The organism is Burkholderia dolosa (assembly GCF_902499135.1).
Taxonomy (GTDB): Bacteria; Pseudomonadota; Gammaproteobacteria; order Burkholderiales; family Burkholderiaceae; genus Burkholderia; species Burkholderia dolosa.
In genome coordinates this window covers 70,950-88,432 of record NZ_CABVPR010000011.1, presented here as the reverse complement: position 1 = coordinate 88,432, position 17,483 = coordinate 70,950, and the positions used below count along the sequence as shown (strand labels likewise).

The following is a 17,483-nucleotide window of genomic DNA, read 5'->3' as shown; positions in this document are numbered from 1 at the left end:
CATACTTGCTGCAGGATGTCAGCACATTCGTTCTACATCTACAAAAATGCGTGCATCCCAGCACGGACGCTCGTGCCGCAATCTATTAACACCTTGATATTGTCGAAGCTTTCCGCCGCGAGCCGACCTTCACGATGAAGTACAACTACCCGGACCGAGGCCAGGCACAGAAGGCGGCCAAAGCGAAGCACAAGGCGCCGGCGCGGCAATCGAAGTGGCTTTCGGTCGGGATGCCACGGGAGCCGAAAACGGTCGCGGAAACCCGTTTAACGCTGGGCGGGTTCCGCGACGGGGTGAATGGCGATTGGGTCGCCGCTTCGGTACGGCACGACTTTGGGAACAACGGCTTTAGCACAGCCGTCGACGCAGAGCAGTATCTGCCCGATGAAGCGCCGAATTGAGGTGGTTTTAGGGCTAGGTAGCCGAATTAGCTTACACTACTGAAAGTGTTTAACACCCTTTCGGTAGGAGACCCATGGCACACGACCCGCGCAATAAGCAACAGCCACCGTCAAACGACCGCAACTCTGAAACAGAGTCGCCGCGACGCGAAATCTATGACGGGATCAACGACTCTCGGCACGATCGCGATCACTACGTCGCGCCACGTGACAGTTACACACCGGACCCGCCAGACGACGATCAGTAACCGAGGAGCACAAATGAGCAGCGGAAGCGAAAAATCCAGAAACAGGCGATATGACCTGCTGTACCGCTGCGCGCTATCCCGCATCTATCACCAGAAGCGGGAACGCTTTTTCGATATGTGCGACGGCCTGACCAAGGTCGTCGCCCTAGTCGGTGGTGCGGCCAGCATCGCGAGGGTCGCGTCGACCGAGCAGCTTTCGATTGTCGGTGCGGTTATCACGCTTAGCTCGGCCCTGAGTCTGGTCGCGGGCTACGCCAAGCGTGCTCGTACCCACGCCGATCTAGCCAAGGCATTTGGCGATCTGGAGGCGCGAATCGTGGCCGAGGGTTCGCTCAGTGACGAACGGGTCAACCAATGCCAGGCCGAAATGCTCAGGGTTGAGATGGGCGAACCCCGAACGCTCGGTGCACTGGTGCGAATTTGCCAGAACGAGATCGCCGCCGCACGCGGAAAGAACCAAGACATTCGCCACGTCAACCTGTGGCAGCGCCTGTTTGCGCATCTCTACGACTTCGATATGGCCCCCAAGGCCAAGAACTAGAACATCCTATCTTCGGCCGCTGCCGACTCGTCCGGGCCGACGGCACGTCAATTTCCTTCCAGTCGTCCAACGCGCCTCAAATCCAAGCGGGTTATCCACAGCCCGAGTTGCGACAATCCACGTGCAAATTTACGACAAATCGACCGCAAATTTACACATAATCACCCCGCCCGCTCCTGCAGCATCATCCGGTATTCCGTCGGCGTCACGCCGACCGTCGCCTTGAACTGGCGCGTAAACGCGCTGTGATCGGTGTAACCGCATAGCGCCGCGACGTCGGTCACCTTGTCGTGCGTGACGAGCAGCGCGGTCGCCGCGTCGAGCCGCGTCTTCAGCAGCACCTGGCGCGGCGTCAGATGAAACACCTTGTGGAAGTAGCGTTCGAGCTGCGCGACCGACATCCCGGCCATCTGCGCGAGATGCTTGAGGTTCAGCGGCTGCACGTAGTGATCCTGGATGTGCTGGACCACGTCGGCGAGCTTGCTGTATGCGGGATGAGACCCTTCGTGCGCCTTCAGGTCGCGCGAGATTCCGGCAAGGCCGACGACCTTGCCGGCCGCATCGCGCAGCGGCTCCTTGCAGGTCAGGCACCAGCCGGGCTGGCGCCCCGGATACAGGTGCAGCTCGAGCTGGTCCATCAGCTGCTGGCCGGCGTTGATCGTCGCCATGTCCTGCTCGAAATAGGTGCGGCCGAAGCGGCGCGGAAACACTTCGTCGGTCGTCTTGCCGAGCAGGTCGCGCTTGTCCTTGTAGCCGCAGCGCATCGCGAGCGTGCGGTTCACGAGCGCATAGCGGCCGTTTGCGTCCTTGACGAAGAACGCGACGTCGGGCAGCGCATCGAGCACCGGTTCGAGCAGCCGGAAATGCGCGAGCATCGCCGCGAAATCGGCGTTGTCGGACGGCGGGCGCAACGTATCGGACAGGCTCATCGGCGGTACGGCTGGCAAAGTCGTCATCCCGGCATCCGCGAAGCGAGTGGCTGATGGCGTCGATTATAGAAGGACCGCTGCGCGGCGCAGGTCGCACCGATCCGGCGCCGGCCGCGCAAGTACGCAGAGCGGCGGGCCGCGATCGTCGCGTGCCGGCCGATCGTTGCGTGCGCAACGACGGCACCGACAGCGCCGCATCGAAGCGGCTCCGAATCCGCCATCCTAAAAATGCACGCGTACCGCGTCTTGGCGCGTTTGCGCATTTGTAATGACGATATCGGCACATATCGGGGTAATCGACGATATGCCGAAATCGTCGCCGGCTACGCATCGAACGCGCAAGACGCGCGCATTTTCGCTACCTAGACTTCGCTCCACGGTCACGAGACGACGTCCCGCCGCCGCGGCACACGCCGATTCCGGCATAGCTGCATCGTGTGCGGCGAACCCGTACGGCCGCCGCCTCGGCCCGCCGGGCCACCACGTGGCCCGGTTTACCGCGCCGGTCGCAAGGCAGGACGCGGCCCAACCACGCCATCAAGGGGAAGTGAAAGTGAAGCTGAAGGTATCGCACGTCGCGCTGGCTGCCGCCTGCGCACTGTCGGGCGCGCACGCGAGCGCCGCCGACGTCGTCAAGATCGGTTTCGCCGCACCGCTGACCGGCCCGCAGTCAAACTACGGCACGGACATGCAGAAAGGCGTGCAGCTCGCGATCGCCGACTTCAACGCGACGAATCCGACGATCGGCGGCAAGCCGGTCACGTTCCAGCTCGATTCGCAGGACGATCAGGCCGACCCGCGAACCGGCACGACCGTCGCGCAGCGGCTGATCGACGACAACGTGAGCGGGATCATCGGTCACTTCAACTCGGGAACGAGCATTCCGGCGTCCGACCTGTACGATCGCGCGGGGCTGCCGCAGATCTCGATGGCGACGTCGCCGCAGTACACCGCGCGCGGCTACAAGACGACCTTCCGGCTGTTGACGAGCGACGCGCAGGCCGGCCGCATCGTCGGCACGTACGCGGTGAAGACGCTGCACTTCAAGCGCATCGCGATCATCGACGACCGCACCGCGTACGGCCAGGGCATCGCCGACGAATTCGCGAAGGCCGTGCAGGCCGCGGGCGGCACGATCGTCAAGCGCGATTTCACGAACGACAAGGCGCTCGATTTCTCCGCGATCCTGACGAACCTGAAGGGCATCAATCCCGACGCGATCTTCTACGGCGGCGGCGACGCCCAGTCGTCGCCGATGATCCGCAAGATGCGCCAGCTCGGCATGAAGTCGGCGTTCGTGACCGGCGAGATGTCGCGCTCGCCGACGTTCCTGAAGGTCGGCGGCGAAGCGGCCGAAGGCGCGATCGTCTACATGGGCGGGCTGCCGAAGGAGAAGATGCCGGGCTTCGCCGGCTACGCGGCGCGCTACAAGGCGCGCTTCAACGAAGACGTGATCACGTACTCGCCGTACTCGTACGACGGCACGATCGCGCTGCTCACCGCGATGAAGAACGCGAACTCGACCGACCCGAAGGTCTACGCGCCGTATCTCGGCAAGGTGTCGATCAAGGGCGTGTCGGCGCCGAGCATCGCGTACGACGCGAAGGGCGACCTGAAGGACGCGCCGGTCACGATCTACAAGGTCGAGCGCGGCGCGTTCAAGCCGGTCGATACGATCGCCGGCAACTGACCGGACCGCCGTCGTCCGGCCGCGGCGCAGCAGCGGGCGCACCCCGCGTACCGCTGCGCGCCGCGCGCTCGGGATGCGCTTCGAAGCGTTCGCCGAGCCGCACCGCCGTCGCGCATTTCGCGCTCCTGTAGAATCCCCCCACCCGCTTTGACGCTTCGTCCCCGCCGCGCCCGATCCCGGTGCGGCGGCGCGTGTTTCGTGCTCTATCCGGCGCCGGCACTTTGCGACGATGCAGGCCGCGCTCCATGCGCGGCCTCGTACAGACACAACAACATCCGCAAACCGATCGTCCTGACCATGCAAGCTTCCGAATTGAGCGGCGTGCCCCGCGCCGCCGAACGCGCGCTCACGCGCAGCGACTACAAGACTCTCGGCCTCGCCGCACTCGGCGGCGCGCTCGAGTTCTACGACTTCATCATCTTCGTGTTCTTCGCACCCGCGATCGGACAGCTGTTCTTCCCGCACGACATCCCCGACTGGCTGCGCCAGCTGCAGACGTTCGGGATCTTCGCGGCCGGCTATCTCGCGCGCCCGCTCGGCGGCGTGATCATGGCGCACTTCGGCGACCTGTTCGGCCGCAAGCGGATGTTTACGCTGAGCGTGCTGATGATGTCGGTGCCGACGCTGCTGATGGGCCTGTTGCCGACCTACGACACGATCGGCATTCTCGCGCCCGTGTTGCTGCTGCTGTTCCGCGTCCTGCAGGGCGCGGCGGTCGGCGGCGAAGTGCCGGGCGCATGGGTGTTCGTGTCGGAGCACGTGCCGTCACGCCACATCGGCTACGCATGCGGGACGCTGACCGCCGGCCTGACGGCCGGGATCCTGCTCGGCTCGCTCGTCGCCGCGGCCGTGAACAGCCGCTACTCGACAGCCGAAGTCGCCGCGTTCGCGTGGCGCATTCCGTTCCTGCTCGGCGGCGTGTTCGGCCTGTTCTCCGTGTACCTGCGCCGGTGGCTGCACGAAACCCCGGTGTTCGCCGAGATGAAGGCGAAAAAGGCGCTCGCCGCCGAAATCCCGCTGAAGGCCGTGCTGCGCGACCACGGGCGCGCGGTGATCGTGTCGATGCTGCTCACGTGGATGCTGTCGGCCGCGATCGTCGTCGTGATCCTGATGACGCCCGCGCTGCTGCAGAAGCAGTTCCACCTGACGCCGGCGACCACGCTGTTCGCGAACAGCATCGCGACGCTGTGCCTGACCGCAGGCTGCATTACCGCCGGTTCGCTCGCGGGCTGGATCGGCGCGAAACGGGTGCTCGGCATCGGCGGCCTCGTGCTCGCCGCATGCTATTACCTGCTGTTCGCGCGCGTGGCCGCCGACGCGTCGACGCTGCCGCTCTATTACGGGATCGCGGGCTTCACGGTCGGCACGATCGGCGCGGTGCCGTTCGTGATGGTGAAAAGCTTCCCGGCCGTCGTGCGCTTCTCGGGCATCTCGTTCTCGTACAACGTCGCGTATGCGATCTTCGGCGGCCTCACGCCGGTGATCGTGTCGCTGATGATGAAGTCGAACCCGCTCGCGCCGGTCGTGTACGTCGCGGCGATCTGCGTGCTCGGCGCGATCGCCGTGCAGTTCGCGAAGGATGCGAAGGACGTGAAGCACCCGCGCTGAGCGTCGTCGCGCGGCTTCGATGAACGAAGGGCCGAATCCCGCCACCGGCGGCATTCGGCCCTTTCGCTTTCGTATCGCTTCGTCGAACCGGCGCCGCGCGTGCGCTCAGCGCAGGCCGCCGTACGACGACGCCGGCCGGCGCAGCCCGTCGATGCTCGCGCCGCCCGCGCCCGTCACGAACAGCAGCAGGAAGCCGCCCGCGATCGCGATGTTCTTCCAGAAATGGATCACCATGTCGTGCTGAACCGCCGCGTCGGTCGCGTCCCAGAAATTGTGTCCGACCATCGCGGTCGCGATCGTATAGACCGCCATCAAGAGCGCGAGCGGCTTCACCTTGTAGCCGACGATCAGCAGCAGCCCGCCGAGCGCTTCGATCGCGACGACGATCGGTGCGACGTACTGCGGATACGGCACGCTCAGCCCGCGCAGATAGCCGACGAAATCGCCGTAGCCGAGCAGCTTCATCACGCCGCCCCACAGGAACAACGCCGCCAGCGCCAGGCGTGCGAAAAAAATGACGCCGGAATCGACGGAACGCGTCATGCCTTTCTCCTCGTATGCAGTTCGGCCGCCCGCACGAGCGCGCCCGTACGGCCCGACGCCGCGCGGCGCGGCGGCGCCCCGCGGCAAATGGGCCAGCATAGAGGGTCTTTCGGCACCGTCCAACACTTGTAGCAAAACTTTACATGGCGGTGCATCGGCGGCCGGCAGCGGAATGCGCGCGGCCGCGCGCGTTTAGCCCGCGTCGCTCAACAGCACGCCCTTCTTGAACAGGAAGCAGCCGTAGCCGCGCAGCTCGCCGGTCACGATCACCGCGTACGCGCGCTGCGCGCGCTCGTAGAACGCGAAGCGCTCGATGCCGGCAAGCGGCACCGGGCGCCCTTCCGCACGGTCGATCTCGGCCTGCACTTCGCGCTGCACCGGCGGCACCGCGGACGGATCGCCGACCACTTCCATCCGCCACGCGGGCGAATCGACGAACGTGTCGAGCGGCAGCACGGACAGCACCGCGCGCGCGACGCGCGCCGAATCGGCACCGTCGATCCGCAGCGCGCGGCCGACGACCGTGTGCTGCGCGACCGATTCGGCCGGGAAATTCGCGTCGCAGATCGCCACTTCGTCTCCGTGGCCCATCGCGCGCAGCGCGTGAAGGACGTCGGCGTGCAGCAGCGGGTCGAGATTCTTCAGCATGTCGGCTTGTCTCCGGAATCAGGAACGAATCGCGTAACGTTACCCGATCCCGGCCGACATCGGGCACGTATTGTTCGCGCCGCGTGGCATCACGACGCCGCGGCCGGCATTTCGTCGATGAAGCCGGTGACCGATTCGAGGCGTCCGGACGCGTCGACGGTGCCGAAGTCCGAGCCCTTCACGATCGCCGCGCCGTCCGGCGACACGAGCGCCCACGAGAATCGCAGGTGGCGGTCGAACGCGTCGACGTCCGTCGTGCGGCGGAAGCGATACGCGGGAAAACGCTGCTGGACCGCCGCGATCATCGTGTCGATGCCCGCGTGGCCGTCGCCGCTCATCAGCGGATCGCGATAGACGGCGTCGCGCGCGTACGTCGCGTCGATCAGCGCGCGCCGGCGCGCGGCGTCGGGTTCGTTCCAGGCGTCGATATAGCGGTCGATCAGGTCGGTGTGGGTCGATCGGGTCGATTGAGCGGTGTTCATGCGAGGCTCCTGTAGTGGATGAAGGACGATTGCCGCGGCGGTTTCGGGTCCGCGTGCCGCTATCGTCGCCGGCCTCGCTCGGACGGTCGATTACGTCGGAAGTAAGGAAATCGCGCCGACGTGCGCGGCGGCTTCGCCCCGAACCCGCCAACCTGCGCCGCCACAGCAAAAACGGGCGCCCGCAGGCGCCCGCCCGATCGCCGCCAACACGGCGTGCGCGCCGGCCGATCAGGTCACCGGCGCCGGATTGAACAGCGTGAGCGCGTTCGCGAGCTTCCATTGCTCGGCCCACGTGCGGCGCTTGCCGCTCGCGACGTCGAGCATCAGCCGGAACAGTTCCCAGCCGACGTCCTCGATCGTCGCGGCGCCGGTCGCGATCTGCCCCGCATCGACGTCCATCAGATCGTGCCAGCGGCGCGCGAGATCGCTGCGCGTCGCGACCTTGATCACCGGCACCTGCGCGAGGCCGTATGGCGTACCGCGGCCGGTCGTGAACACGTGCAGGTTCATCCCCGCCGCGAGCTGCAGCGTGCCGCAGATGAAGTCGCTCGCAGGCGTCGCCGCGTACAGCAGCCCTTTCTGCCGCGCACGCTCGCCCGGCCGCACGACGCCCGCGATCGGCGCGCTGCCCGACTTCACGATCGAACCCATCGCCTTCTCGACGATGTTCGACAGCCCGCCCTTCTTGTTGCCGGGCGTCGTGTTCGCGCTGCGGTCGACGCGGCCGCGCTGCAGATAGCGGTCGTACCAGTCCATCTCGCGGATGATCTCGCGCGCGACGTCCTCGTTCACCGCGCGCGACGTGAGCTGCGCGACGCCGTCGCGCACTTCCGTCACCTCCGAGAACATGATCGTCGCGCCCGCGCGCACCAGCAGGTCCGCCGCGAAGCCGACGGCCGGGTTCGCGGTCAGCCCCGAGAACGCGTCGCTGCCGCCGCACTGCACGCCGACGACGAGATCCGATGCCGGGCACGTCTCGCGGCGGCGGCGGTTCAGCCGCTCGAGGTGCAATTCGGCCATCTTCATGATCGAATCGATCATCGAGTTGAAGCCGACGTGCGCGGCATCCTGCAGACAGACGACGCCGCCGTTGTCCGTCGCGCCGTCGGCCGCAACCGGAATCGCGCCGGGCGGCAGCAGGCGCTCGGGCTGCAGCTTCTCGCAGCCGAGGCTCACCGTCATCACTTCGCCGCCGAAGTTCGGATTCAGGCTGATGTTGCGCAGCGTGCGGATCGGGATGTCGGCGTCCGGCGCGTCGATCGCGACGCCGCAGCCGTACGTGTGCTCGAGCCCGACCACGTCGTCGACGTTCGGATAGCGCGGCAGCAGCTCGGCCTTGATCCGCTTCACCGCATGCTCGACGACGCCCGACACGCACTGCACGGTGGTCGTGATCGCCAGGATGTTGCGCGTGCCGACCGAGCCGTCCGGATTGCGGAAACCCTCGAACGTATAGCCTTCGAGCGGCGGCAGCGGCGGCGCGCGGCGCGTCGCGAGCGGCAGATTGTCGAGACCGGGCGGCTCCGGCATGCGCATCGTGCGCTCGTTGACCCAGCTGCCGCGCCGCAGATCGGTCAGCGCGTAGCCGATCACGACGTTGTAGCGGACGATCGGATCGCCGGCCGCGAGGTCGACCAGCGCGACCTTGTGACCCTGCGGCACGCCTTCGCGCAGCGTCAGCCCGTCGGCGAACGTCGCGCCCTCGGGCAAACCGCCGTCGTTGACGACGATCGCGACGTTGTCGTCGGGATGCACACGGATGTAGAGAGGGGAAGCAGTCATCGGAATTCCTGGAAGCGTCCGGTCAAATCGTTAGTCATCATACGACATTCAACACCAAGCGGCGATGCTGAGTAAACCCTTATCCGGAAAGACCCTACTATCGAGCCGCCAGCAAACCGCTTGCGTCGTTGTTTCCCTCGTTGTACGATGACATACAACGACATCGCCACTATGGCTCGTATGCCGTTCCCGACGAACCCAGCACTCGCGCTAGACGGACGACCCAACCATGACTTCACCGCAAGAACTCAAACAGATCATCTCTCAAGGCCTGCTGTCGTTTCCGCTGACGGACTTCGACGCCGACGGCAGCTTCCGCCCGACCACCTATGCCGAGCGTCTCGAATGGCTCGCGCCGTACGGCGCGAGCGCGCTGTTCGCCGCCGGCGGCACCGGTGAATTCTTCTCGCTCACGCAGCGCGAATATTCGGACGTAATCCGCGTCGCGACCGAAACCTGCAAGGGCAAGGTGCCGATCCTCGCCGGCGCGGGCGGCGCGACGCGCGTCGCGATCGAATACGCACAGGAAGCCGAGCACCTCGGCGCGAGCGGCGTGCTGCTGATGCCGCATTACCTGACCGAAGCGAGCCAGGAAGGGATCGCCGAGCACGTCGAGCAGGTGTGCCGCGCGCTGAAGATCGGCGTCGTGGTGTACAACCGCGCGAATTCGAAGCTCAATGCCGACATGCTCGAGCGCCTCGCCGACCGCTGCCCGAACCTGATCGGCTTCAAGGACGGCGTCGGCGACATCGAAAGCATGGTCACGATCCGCCGCCGCCTCGGCGACCGCTTCGCGTATCTCGGCGGCCTGCCGACCGCCGAAGTCTATGCGGCCGCGTACAAGGCGCTCGGCGTGCCGGTGTATTCGTCGGCCGTGTTCAACTTCATCCCGAAGACGGCGATGGCGTTCTACGAAGCGATCGCGAAGGACGACCATGCAACCGTCGGCCGTCTGATCGACGAGTTCTTCCTGCCGTACCTCGCGATCCGCAATCGCCGCGCCGGCTATGCGGTCAGCATCGTCAAGGCGGGCGCGAAGCTCGTCGGCCACGACGCGGGCCCGGTGCGCGCGCCGCTCGTCGACCTGACCGAAGACGAAATCGCGCAACTCGACGTGCTGATCAAGAAGATGGGCGCGCAGTAAGCAGATGCGGCCGGCGCGGTGCCCTCTTCGGTGCCGCCGTCGGCGCGCTGTGTCGCGATCGGCTCGCGTGCGTCGCGGCCGTTCACGTTAGAAGCCCTGCACGCATCCGCCGCGATGCGTATGTCCAATCCGGTGCGGCGCCCTGCCGCGCCGCTCCGCACTCCTGTCACATCCGCGCGATGCTGTCGAGCAGCCGATGGCGCATGACGGCCAGCGTGGTGCGCGCCATCTCGATCTTTCGGCGCATGTCGTCACGCGCACCGGCATTCGGCACGCTGTCGAGAATCTGCCGCAGTACGTCGCGATCGACGACGGCGTCGAACACGCGGCCGACCGTGATCGTTGCCGACTGCTTTGCGGTCAGCAGCCCGCTGTTGGCCTGCGTCAGCACGTCGGCACGCGTCTTCTGATCGCGCTCGTCGATCCCGCGGCGGTATTGAACCGCGAAGATCAGCGCCTCCATGTCTTGCTTGAAGCGCTCGATCGCACGACCGAACAACGACGAATGCGCATCCGCGCCCGTGACCGCGCGGCCGCGGTTGATCGTGATGTCGAATGCGCCGTCCCCGCCGAACTCGCGCGCCAGTTCGAGCAGCACGTCCGCGAAAAGGCGCCCTTCGCTGTATTCGCCGATCCGCAGCCGCGCGGAATGCGCGACGTCGGCGATCGTCTTCCACAATCCCGCCGCGAACAGGTGGTCGCCACGCTTGCTGATGTTCATGGATTCGTTCCCTCGTTGTCTTTTTGTCGATCTCTCAGGTTCGCCTGCGCGGCCGGGCGGCCGGAGGCTTCGCTACTGTAGGAGAAAATCGGGGGACGGGGAAGGCGCGACGGCGGCTGCGCGCATCGACGCGCGCGAACCGCGCGAGAAGCGGACGAGCGACGGCACGACGCAATGAAAAAGGCGGAAGCGGCTCACCAGCCCCTTCCGCCTTTCTGCGCGCCGTTACCGGCTCACGGCAGCCTATGCATCGGCGATCGGCACGCGCGCTGCCCGCGCGTGGTGCCGGTCACTCGGCCTTGCCGTCGCGCAGCCGCGCAATCCCGAGCGGATTGCGCTCCTGCAGCCCTTCCGGCAGCAGATCGTCCGGGAAGTCCTGATAGCACACCGGGCGCAGGAACCGGTCGATCGCGGTCGCGCCGACCGACGTGAACGCCGCGTTCGACGTCGCCGGGAACGGGCCGCCGTGCACCATCGCGTCGCACACCTCGACGCCGGTCGGGTAGCCGTTGACGAGCAGACGCCCGGCCTTGCGCTCGAGCACCGGCAGCAGTCGACGGGCGGCCGGCTTGTCGTCGGCGTCCATCTGCAGCGTGGCGGTCAGCTGACCTTCGAGCGCGTCGAGCACGCGTGCGACTTCGTCGAGATCGCGGCAGCGCACGATCAGCGAAGACGGCCCGAACACCTCGTGACCGAACGCCGGCTCCGACAGGAACGCCTGCGCGCCGACTTCGTACAGCGCGCCGCCCGCCTGGCATTCGGTCTGCGCCGGCTCGCCCGCGCCGATCTCGCGCACGCCCGGCAGTTCGGCCAGCTTGCCGCGGCCGGTGCGATACGCGTCCGCGATGCCGCGCGTCAGCATCACGCCGGCCGGCTTCTTCGCGAGCGCCTGGGCCGCGGCGGCTTCGAAGCGGTCGAGATCGGGGCCGTCGATTGCGAGCACGAGGCCCGGATTCGTACAGAACTGGCCGACGCCGAGCGTCAGCGATTCGACGAAGCCCGTCGCGATCGCGTCGGCGCGCGCGGCCAGCGCGGCCGGGAACAGCACGACCGGGTTGATGCTGCTCATTTCCGCGTAGACGGGAATCGGCTGCGGACGCGCGTTCGCCAATTGCACGAGCGCCATGCCGCCTTGCCGTGAGCCCGTGAAGCCGACTGCCTGGATCGCCGGATGGCTGACGAGCGCCGCGCCGGTCACGCGGCCGGGGCCGATCAGCAGCGAAAACACGCCGGCCGGCATCCCGCTTTTCTCGACGGCCGCGCGGATCGCGCGACCGACCAGCTCGGACGTGCCGAGGTGCGCTTCGTGCGCCTTCACGATCACCGGGCAGCCGGCCGCGAGCGCCGACGCGGTATCGCCGCCGGCCACTGAGAATGCGAGCGGGAAGTTGCTCGCGCCGAACACGGCGACGGGCCCGAGCCCGACCTTCTGCAGCCGCAGGTCCGCGCGCGGCAGCGGCGTGCGCGTGGGCTGCGCGGGATCGATCGACGCGGCAAGGAAGCGCCCATCGCGCACGACGCGCGCGAACAGCCGCAGCTGACCGACGGTGCGCGCGCGCTCGCCTTGCAGCCGAGCGGCGGGCAGGCCCGTTTCGGCATGCGCGCGTTCGATCAGCGCGTCGCCGAGCGCGACGATTTCGTCGGCAATCGCTTCGAGAAACGCCGCACGCGCCGCGAGCGGCTGCGAGCGGTAGGCATCGAACGCATCGCGTGCGAGCTCGCACGCGCGATCGACGTCGGCCTGCGTCGCGACGCCGAACGCCGGCGTCTCGATCGGCGCGCCCTTGGTCGGGTCGAACGCGTGCAGGGTACCGGCCGAGCCGGCGACCGCGTCGGCGCCGATCAGCATCTCTCCAGTCAGTTGCATGGGGTGTGCTCCGTGGTTCGGGAATGGTCCGCCCATTGTATCGCAACAGATATGATGTCTGCCGACGGCTTTTGGCGTTTCCCGGTATCTGCAAATGCGCGCGACGACATGCGCGAAATCCTTATCCGGTCTTCACAAGCACGAAATTCTTACGGTGCTGCGTCGACCGTCAAAGGGAAAACCCGAGGTTACCGAGACGGCTCATTGTCAATAAACTTTCAGCCATGTCATACGACGACGTACCTTCAATGTCCAATCAGACCCCTCCTCGCGAGCTTCCGCTCGACCTCGCGCGCACTGCGCGCCGGACCGCCGTGCGCTACTGGATCCTGGCGATGCTGTTCGTCGTCACGACGCTCAACTACGCGGACCGCGCGACGCTGTCGATCACCGGCACGCCGATCCGCCAGGCGTTCGGCATCGATCCCGTGACGATGGGCTACATCTTCTCCGCGTTCAGCTGGGCGTACGTGCTCGCGCAGCTGCCGAGCGGCTGGCTGCTCGACCGCTTCGGCGCGCGGCGCGTGTACGCGGCCAGCATCTTCCTGTGGTCGATGTTTACGCTGCTGCAGAGCACGATCGGCCTGGGCGGCAGTGCCGCATTCGCGGTCGCCGCGCTGTTCGCGATGCGCTTCGCGGTCGGCATCGCGGAAGCGCCGGCGTTTCCGGCGAACGCGAAGGTCGTCGCGAGCTGGTTCCCGACTGCCGAGCGCGGCACCGCATCGGCGATCTTCAACGCCGCGCAGTATTTCGCGGCGGTGGTGTTCTCGCCGTTGATGGCGTGGCTCACGCACGCATACGGCTGGCATCACGTGTATCTGTGGCTCGGCCTCGCCGGTATCGCGCTCGCGCTGCTGTGGCTGCGCGTCGTGAAGGATCCGGCCGATCATCCGGCGGTGAACCGCGCGGAGCTCGAGCACATCGAGCAGGGCGGCGGGCTCGTGCGGTCCGCGCCGCGCGCCGCCGACGGCACGCGCGTCGAAGGCAGCCGCGTCGCGGGCTGGTACTACGTACGACAACTGCTGTCCAACCGGATGCTGCTCGGCGTCTATCTCGGCCAGTACTGCGTGAACGTGCTCACGTACTTCTTCCTCACGTGGTTCCCGATCTACCTCGTGCAGGCGCGCGGCATGTCGCTGCTGAAGGCCGGCTTCATGACGTCGCTGCCGGCGATCTGCGGCTTCCTCGGCGGCGTGCTCGGCGGGATGCTGTCCGACGCGCTGATCCGACGCGGCGTGTCGCTGACCGTCGCACGCAAGACGCCGATCGTCGGCGGGATGCTGCTGTCGATGGCGATCATCGGCTGCAATTACGTCGACAGCGAGGCGCTCGTGATCGCGCTGATGGCGCTGTCGTTCTTCGGCAAGGGAATCGGGTCGCTCGGCTGGGCGGTCGTCGCCGACACCGCGCCGAAGGAAGCGATCGGCCTGTCGGGCAGCCTGTTCAACATGTTCGGCAATACGGCGGGGATCGTCGCGCCGATCGCGATCGGCTATCTGGTCGGCGCGAGCGGTTCGTTCAACGGCGCGCTCGTGTTCGTCGGGCTCAATGCGCTCGTCACCGTGTTCAGCTATCTCGTGATCGTGAAGGACATCAAGCGCGTCGAGCTGCGCCATCGCGACGCGTGAACGCCGTCACGGGCGCAATGAAGCAGGCGGCGGTCGCGCGAGCGGCCGCCGTTTTTGCTTTGCGGCGCAGGCCGCGCGATGCGCGGATCGCGTTGCAGCGCGCCGCCGCCGGCCAAGCCGAAATGCTTACGTCGCAGGTAATCCCCGACCGACGCGCGATTGCCTATCATCTGCGCATGAACTCGACCGCCCTTCACTCGCCCCCTCCGTCCGCCGGCCGCGCGTCCGGCATCGGCCCGCTGCTGCGCACGTGGCGCCAACGCCGCCGGCTGAGCCAGATGGCGCTCGCGCTCGAAGCCGACGTGTCGGCACGCCACCTGAGCTTCGTCGAATCCGGCCGCGCACAGCCGAGCCGCGAGATGGTGCTGCATCTCGCGGAACGGCTCGACGTGCCGCTGCGCGAACGCAACGCGCTGCTCGTCGCGGCCGGCTATGCACCGCTCTTTCGCGAGCGGCCGTTCTCCGATCCGCAGCTCGATGCCGCGCGTCAGGCGGTCGAAGCGGTACTGCGCGGGCACGAGCCCTACCCGGCACTTGCGGTCGATCGCCACTGGACGCTGCTCGCCGCGAACCGGATGCTCGGCGCGCTGGTCGGCCAGGCCGACCCGTCGCTGCTGGCGCCGCCGGTCAACGTGCTGCGGTTGAGCCTGCATCCGAACGGCCTCGCGCCGCAGATCGTCAACTGGCACGAATGGCGCGCCCACATTCTGCATCGGCTGCAACGACAGATCGATGCGAGCGGCGACCGTACGCTGCATGCGCTGCGCGACGAACTCGCCGCCTATCCGGCACCGGCCGGTCAATCGGACGAAGCGCACGCGCGCACCGACTACGCGGACATCGCCGTGCCGCTGCGGCTGCACACGGCAGCCGGCGAGCTGACGTTCTTCAGCACGACGACGGTGTTCGGCACGCCGGTCGACGTCACGCTGTCGGAACTCGCGATCGAGGCGTTCTTTCCCGCGAATCCGCAGACGGTGGAAGCCATGCGCGAGCTGGCGGACACACTGCCGTCGCATTGAACCGCGCGAGCGGCACGACGGCGTCGCACGCGCGTATCCTGGATGTTGCAGCGAACGGTTCCAAACCTCGCAGCTGCGGGCGCGATCGGTGCGCCGGGTGCCGAAACGCGGCAGCGGCACCGTCACGTATACAGCGACGCCTGTGGCAACGCGCCCGTCAACGCGAACCGGCCGACGTCCCGCAGCCGATAGTCGAGCGGATCATGCAGCGTATGCGTGCGCGCATTGCGCCAGAACCGATCGAAGCCGAGCGATGCGGCCGTCGCACGCGCGCCGCATGCGTCGAACAGCGCTTCGCCGTTGTCGAGCGCCGCGCGCTGCGCGACGATCTTCGCTTCCGACACCGCGAGCGCCGCTTCCGCGCGCGCATCGGCCGTCAGCGCGTCGTGCTGCGTCCACGCGCGTTGCAGCGCGTCCGCCGCGCGATCGGCCAGCGACGCGGCGGCGACCGCCCGCACGCGCATGTCGCCGAAGCGCTGCAGCGTATACGGATCGTCGCTTGCGTGCGCAACGTTCGAATGGATCCACGGCCGGCCTTGCGCCAGCACGTAGTCGCGCGCTTCGGTCAGCGCGCCCTCGGCAAGCCCGACGAACAGGTTCGTCAGCACGAGCTGCGACACGAGCGTGCGCAGCGTCGCGCGCGGTGTCGGCGGCGTTTCGGATCGGTGCAGCACCTCGTCCGGCGCGAGCGTTACCGCATCGAAGTGCACGCTGCCGCTGTCGGTCTGGCGCTGGCCGATCGGATCCCAGTCGTCATTCACCGTAATCCCGCGGCGCTCGGTCGGCACCACGCCGAACACCGTGCGGCCGGTTTCCGGATCGTGCGCGGATACCGTCATCCGCTGCGAGCCGCGCGTCCCCGAACAGAATCCCTTCACGCCGTCGAGCCGGTAGCCGCCGTCCGGCGTCGCGGTCGCGACGAGCCGCGTGTCGAGCGGATTCACCGCATTGCCCCACCACCAGCGATGCTCGACGGTGCCGCGCAGATAGCGTTCGCGCTGCGCCGCGCTGCCCCACACGTCGACGCTGACCACCTGCAGACATTGAAAGCCGACGAGATGCGCAAGCGCGCTGTCGACGCGCGCGATCCGCCGGATCACGTCGTAGATTTCGGGCCACGCGGCTTCCTGTCCGCCGAACGCGCGCGGCACCGCGAGCGTCAGCAGCCCCGCATCGGCGAGCCGCTGCTTGTCGTGCGCCGCGTGCCCGCCCGCGCGATCGCGCGCGGCGGCGGTCGCACGCAGCGCGTCGATCGCGCTAGCCAATGCCGTTGCATCGACAACGTTCGCGGCGACGTCCGCCGCGAGCGTCGCCGGTCCTCGCGGATCGTTCATGCGACCGCTTCCTGCCGAACGGCGTCGTGCGCGCCGGCCCGCTCCGACAGCGGCACGAGCGCATCGAGCGCGCGGCCGGTCAGCCGCGACAGGATCTCGCGCCGCCAGTCGTCGTAGATCGCACGGTAGTCGGCGACGTCGGCCCCGAACACGTGCGCGGTGTGCGCGTACTCGTCGTGCAGATAGCCGTCGAGCCGCGCCTGCGTTTCGTCGTCGGCTGCGATCACGCGGTCGATCAACGCGTCGCGCTCGGCATCCGGCAGCGTCGCGAGCCGCTCGAACCACCATCGGACGATCTGCACGCGATGCCATTCCTCGTCCGGGCGAATTCGGTTCTCGCCATGCTCGCGCATCGCGCCGTCCGCGATGCGGCCCGTCTTGCGCTGGATCCACAGCTTCGCGAGGATGTGCAGCTCGTAATGCCATTCGAACGCGAGAAAGCCCGCGACGTCGCGCACCGCGATGTCGCCGATGCGCGCCCAGTGCGCGGCGACGAGCCGCTCGACTTCGGGCAGCGGGTCGCGCCCGGTCAGCTCGGCCACGCGCTCGCGGCCGATCGATGCATGCGCACCGTCGTCGCCGAGCTGCCGCGACAGGATCAGCTGGAAATGCGGATCGTCGCGAAACAGCGTGTCGATCGCCTTCGCGACGACCTGCACGATGAACAGGTCGTGCGACGCCATCTTCGTGTAGTAGTCGGCAACCGCGGCCAGTTCGTCCGCGCGTTGCGGCTCGCGCGGCGGCGCGGCGAGCTTGTCGGGGAAGTCGGGACGATGGCGTCGCGCGACGTCCAGAAACAGCGCTTCCTCGAATTGTCCGTTCCATTCGCGCGGTGCGATGGCAGGCAGGGTCATGATGGTTCGGTCTCTCAGGATCGTGGATGGAGCGAGCAGGC

At 67.4% G+C, this 17,483-nt stretch carries 16 protein-coding genes; 7 read left to right on the top strand and 9 right to left on the bottom strand.

What is annotated here, in order from left to right; all coding sequences use genetic code 11:
- Window positions 1–134 precede the first annotated feature (134 nt).
- A complete protein-coding gene (locus BUB20358_RS07690; protein ID WP_035974595.1) occupies window positions 135–401 on the top strand; it encodes a hypothetical protein in 267 nt (88 codons plus the stop codon).
- 261 nt (window positions 402–662) lie between these two features.
- Entirely contained in the window at window positions 663–1,190 is a 528-nt protein-coding gene (locus tag BUB20358_RS07685; RefSeq protein ID WP_123806748.1) for a hypothetical protein, read from the top strand.
- A gap of 161 nt (window positions 1,191–1,351) precedes the next feature.
- Here the strand turns inward: BUB20358_RS07685 and BUB20358_RS07680 are convergent, their stop codons facing one another.
- A complete protein-coding gene (locus BUB20358_RS07680; RefSeq protein ID WP_006766507.1) occupies window positions 1,352–2,146 on the bottom strand; it encodes an AraC family transcriptional regulator in 795 nt (264 codons plus the stop codon).
- 526 nt (window positions 2,147–2,672) lie between these two features.
- On the opposite strand from BUB20358_RS07680, the gene BUB20358_RS07675 reads away from it, so the two are divergent.
- Window positions 2,673–3,809, top strand: a complete 1,137-nt coding sequence (locus BUB20358_RS07675; RefSeq protein WP_035975376.1) for a branched-chain amino acid ABC transporter substrate-binding protein — start codon at window positions 2,673–2,675, stop codon at window positions 3,807–3,809.
- A gap of 297 nt (window positions 3,810–4,106) precedes the next feature.
- Window positions 4,107–5,417: an MFS transporter gene (locus BUB20358_RS07670; protein ID WP_035974599.1), complete on the top strand. Its 1,311-nt coding sequence runs from the start codon at window positions 4,107–4,109 to the stop codon at window positions 5,415–5,417.
- A gap of 105 nt (window positions 5,418–5,522) precedes the next feature.
- Here the strand turns inward: BUB20358_RS07670 and BUB20358_RS07665 are convergent, their stop codons facing one another.
- From BUB20358_RS07665 to garD, 4 genes are all read right to left on the bottom strand, one after another.
- Complete coding sequence (locus BUB20358_RS07665) at window positions 5,523–5,960, bottom strand: DoxX family protein (RefSeq protein WP_035974601.1); 438 nt, start codon at window positions 5,958–5,960, stop codon at window positions 5,523–5,525.
- A gap of 192 nt (window positions 5,961–6,152) precedes the next feature.
- A complete protein-coding gene (locus BUB20358_RS07660; protein WP_006766511.1) occupies window positions 6,153–6,608 on the bottom strand; it encodes an RbsD/FucU family protein in 456 nt (151 codons plus the stop codon).
- Between the two features lie 89 nt (window positions 6,609–6,697).
- Entirely contained in the window at window positions 6,698–7,090 is a 393-nt protein-coding gene (locus BUB20358_RS07655; protein WP_006766512.1) for a nuclear transport factor 2 family protein, read from the bottom strand.
- Window positions 7,091–7,318: 228 nt separating this feature from the next.
- Window positions 7,319–8,872, bottom strand: a complete 1,554-nt coding sequence (gene garD, locus BUB20358_RS07650; protein ID WP_006766513.1) for a galactarate dehydratase — start codon at window positions 8,870–8,872, stop codon at window positions 7,319–7,321.
- Between the two features lie 229 nt (window positions 8,873–9,101).
- Between garD and kdgD the strand changes: the two genes are divergently transcribed.
- Entirely contained in the window at window positions 9,102–10,016 is a 915-nt protein-coding gene (gene kdgD / locus BUB20358_RS07645; RefSeq protein WP_006766514.1) for a 5-dehydro-4-deoxyglucarate dehydratase, read from the top strand.
- 166 nt (window positions 10,017–10,182) lie between these two features.
- On the opposite strand, the gene BUB20358_RS07640 is transcribed toward kdgD, so the two are convergent.
- Window positions 10,183–10,737, bottom strand: a complete 555-nt coding sequence (locus BUB20358_RS07640) for a hypothetical protein (RefSeq protein ID WP_006766515.1) — start codon at window positions 10,735–10,737, stop codon at window positions 10,183–10,185.
- 289 nt (window positions 10,738–11,026) lie between these two features.
- Window positions 11,027–12,604, bottom strand: coding sequence for an aldehyde dehydrogenase (NADP(+)) (locus tag BUB20358_RS07635; RefSeq protein WP_035974604.1), 1,578 nt, complete (start codon window positions 12,602–12,604; stop codon window positions 11,027–11,029).
- Between the two features lie 248 nt (window positions 12,605–12,852).
- Between BUB20358_RS07635 and BUB20358_RS07630 the strand changes: the two genes are divergently transcribed.
- Both BUB20358_RS07630 and BUB20358_RS07625 read left to right on the top strand, forming a co-directional pair.
- Window positions 12,853–14,232: an MFS transporter gene (locus tag BUB20358_RS07630; protein ID WP_035974606.1), complete on the top strand. Its 1,380-nt coding sequence runs from the start codon at window positions 12,853–12,855 to the stop codon at window positions 14,230–14,232.
- Between the two features lie 176 nt (window positions 14,233–14,408).
- Window positions 14,409–15,254 (top strand): helix-turn-helix domain-containing protein, encoded by an 846-nt coding sequence (locus BUB20358_RS07625; protein WP_035975378.1) that lies wholly within the window; start codon window positions 14,409–14,411, stop codon window positions 15,252–15,254.
- Between the two features lie 122 nt (window positions 15,255–15,376).
- Here the strand turns inward: BUB20358_RS07625 and BUB20358_RS07620 are convergent, their stop codons facing one another.
- Window positions 15,377–16,588 (bottom strand): acyl-CoA dehydrogenase family protein, encoded by a 1,212-nt coding sequence (locus BUB20358_RS07620; protein ID WP_006766519.1) that lies wholly within the window; start codon window positions 16,586–16,588, stop codon window positions 15,377–15,379.
- Entirely contained in the window at window positions 16,585–17,442 is an 858-nt protein-coding gene (locus BUB20358_RS07615; RefSeq protein WP_006766520.1) for a hypothetical protein, read from the bottom strand. The genes BUB20358_RS07620 and BUB20358_RS07615 overlap by 4 nt, the downstream gene beginning before the upstream one ends.
- Window positions 17,443–17,483: the final 41 nt, after the last annotated feature.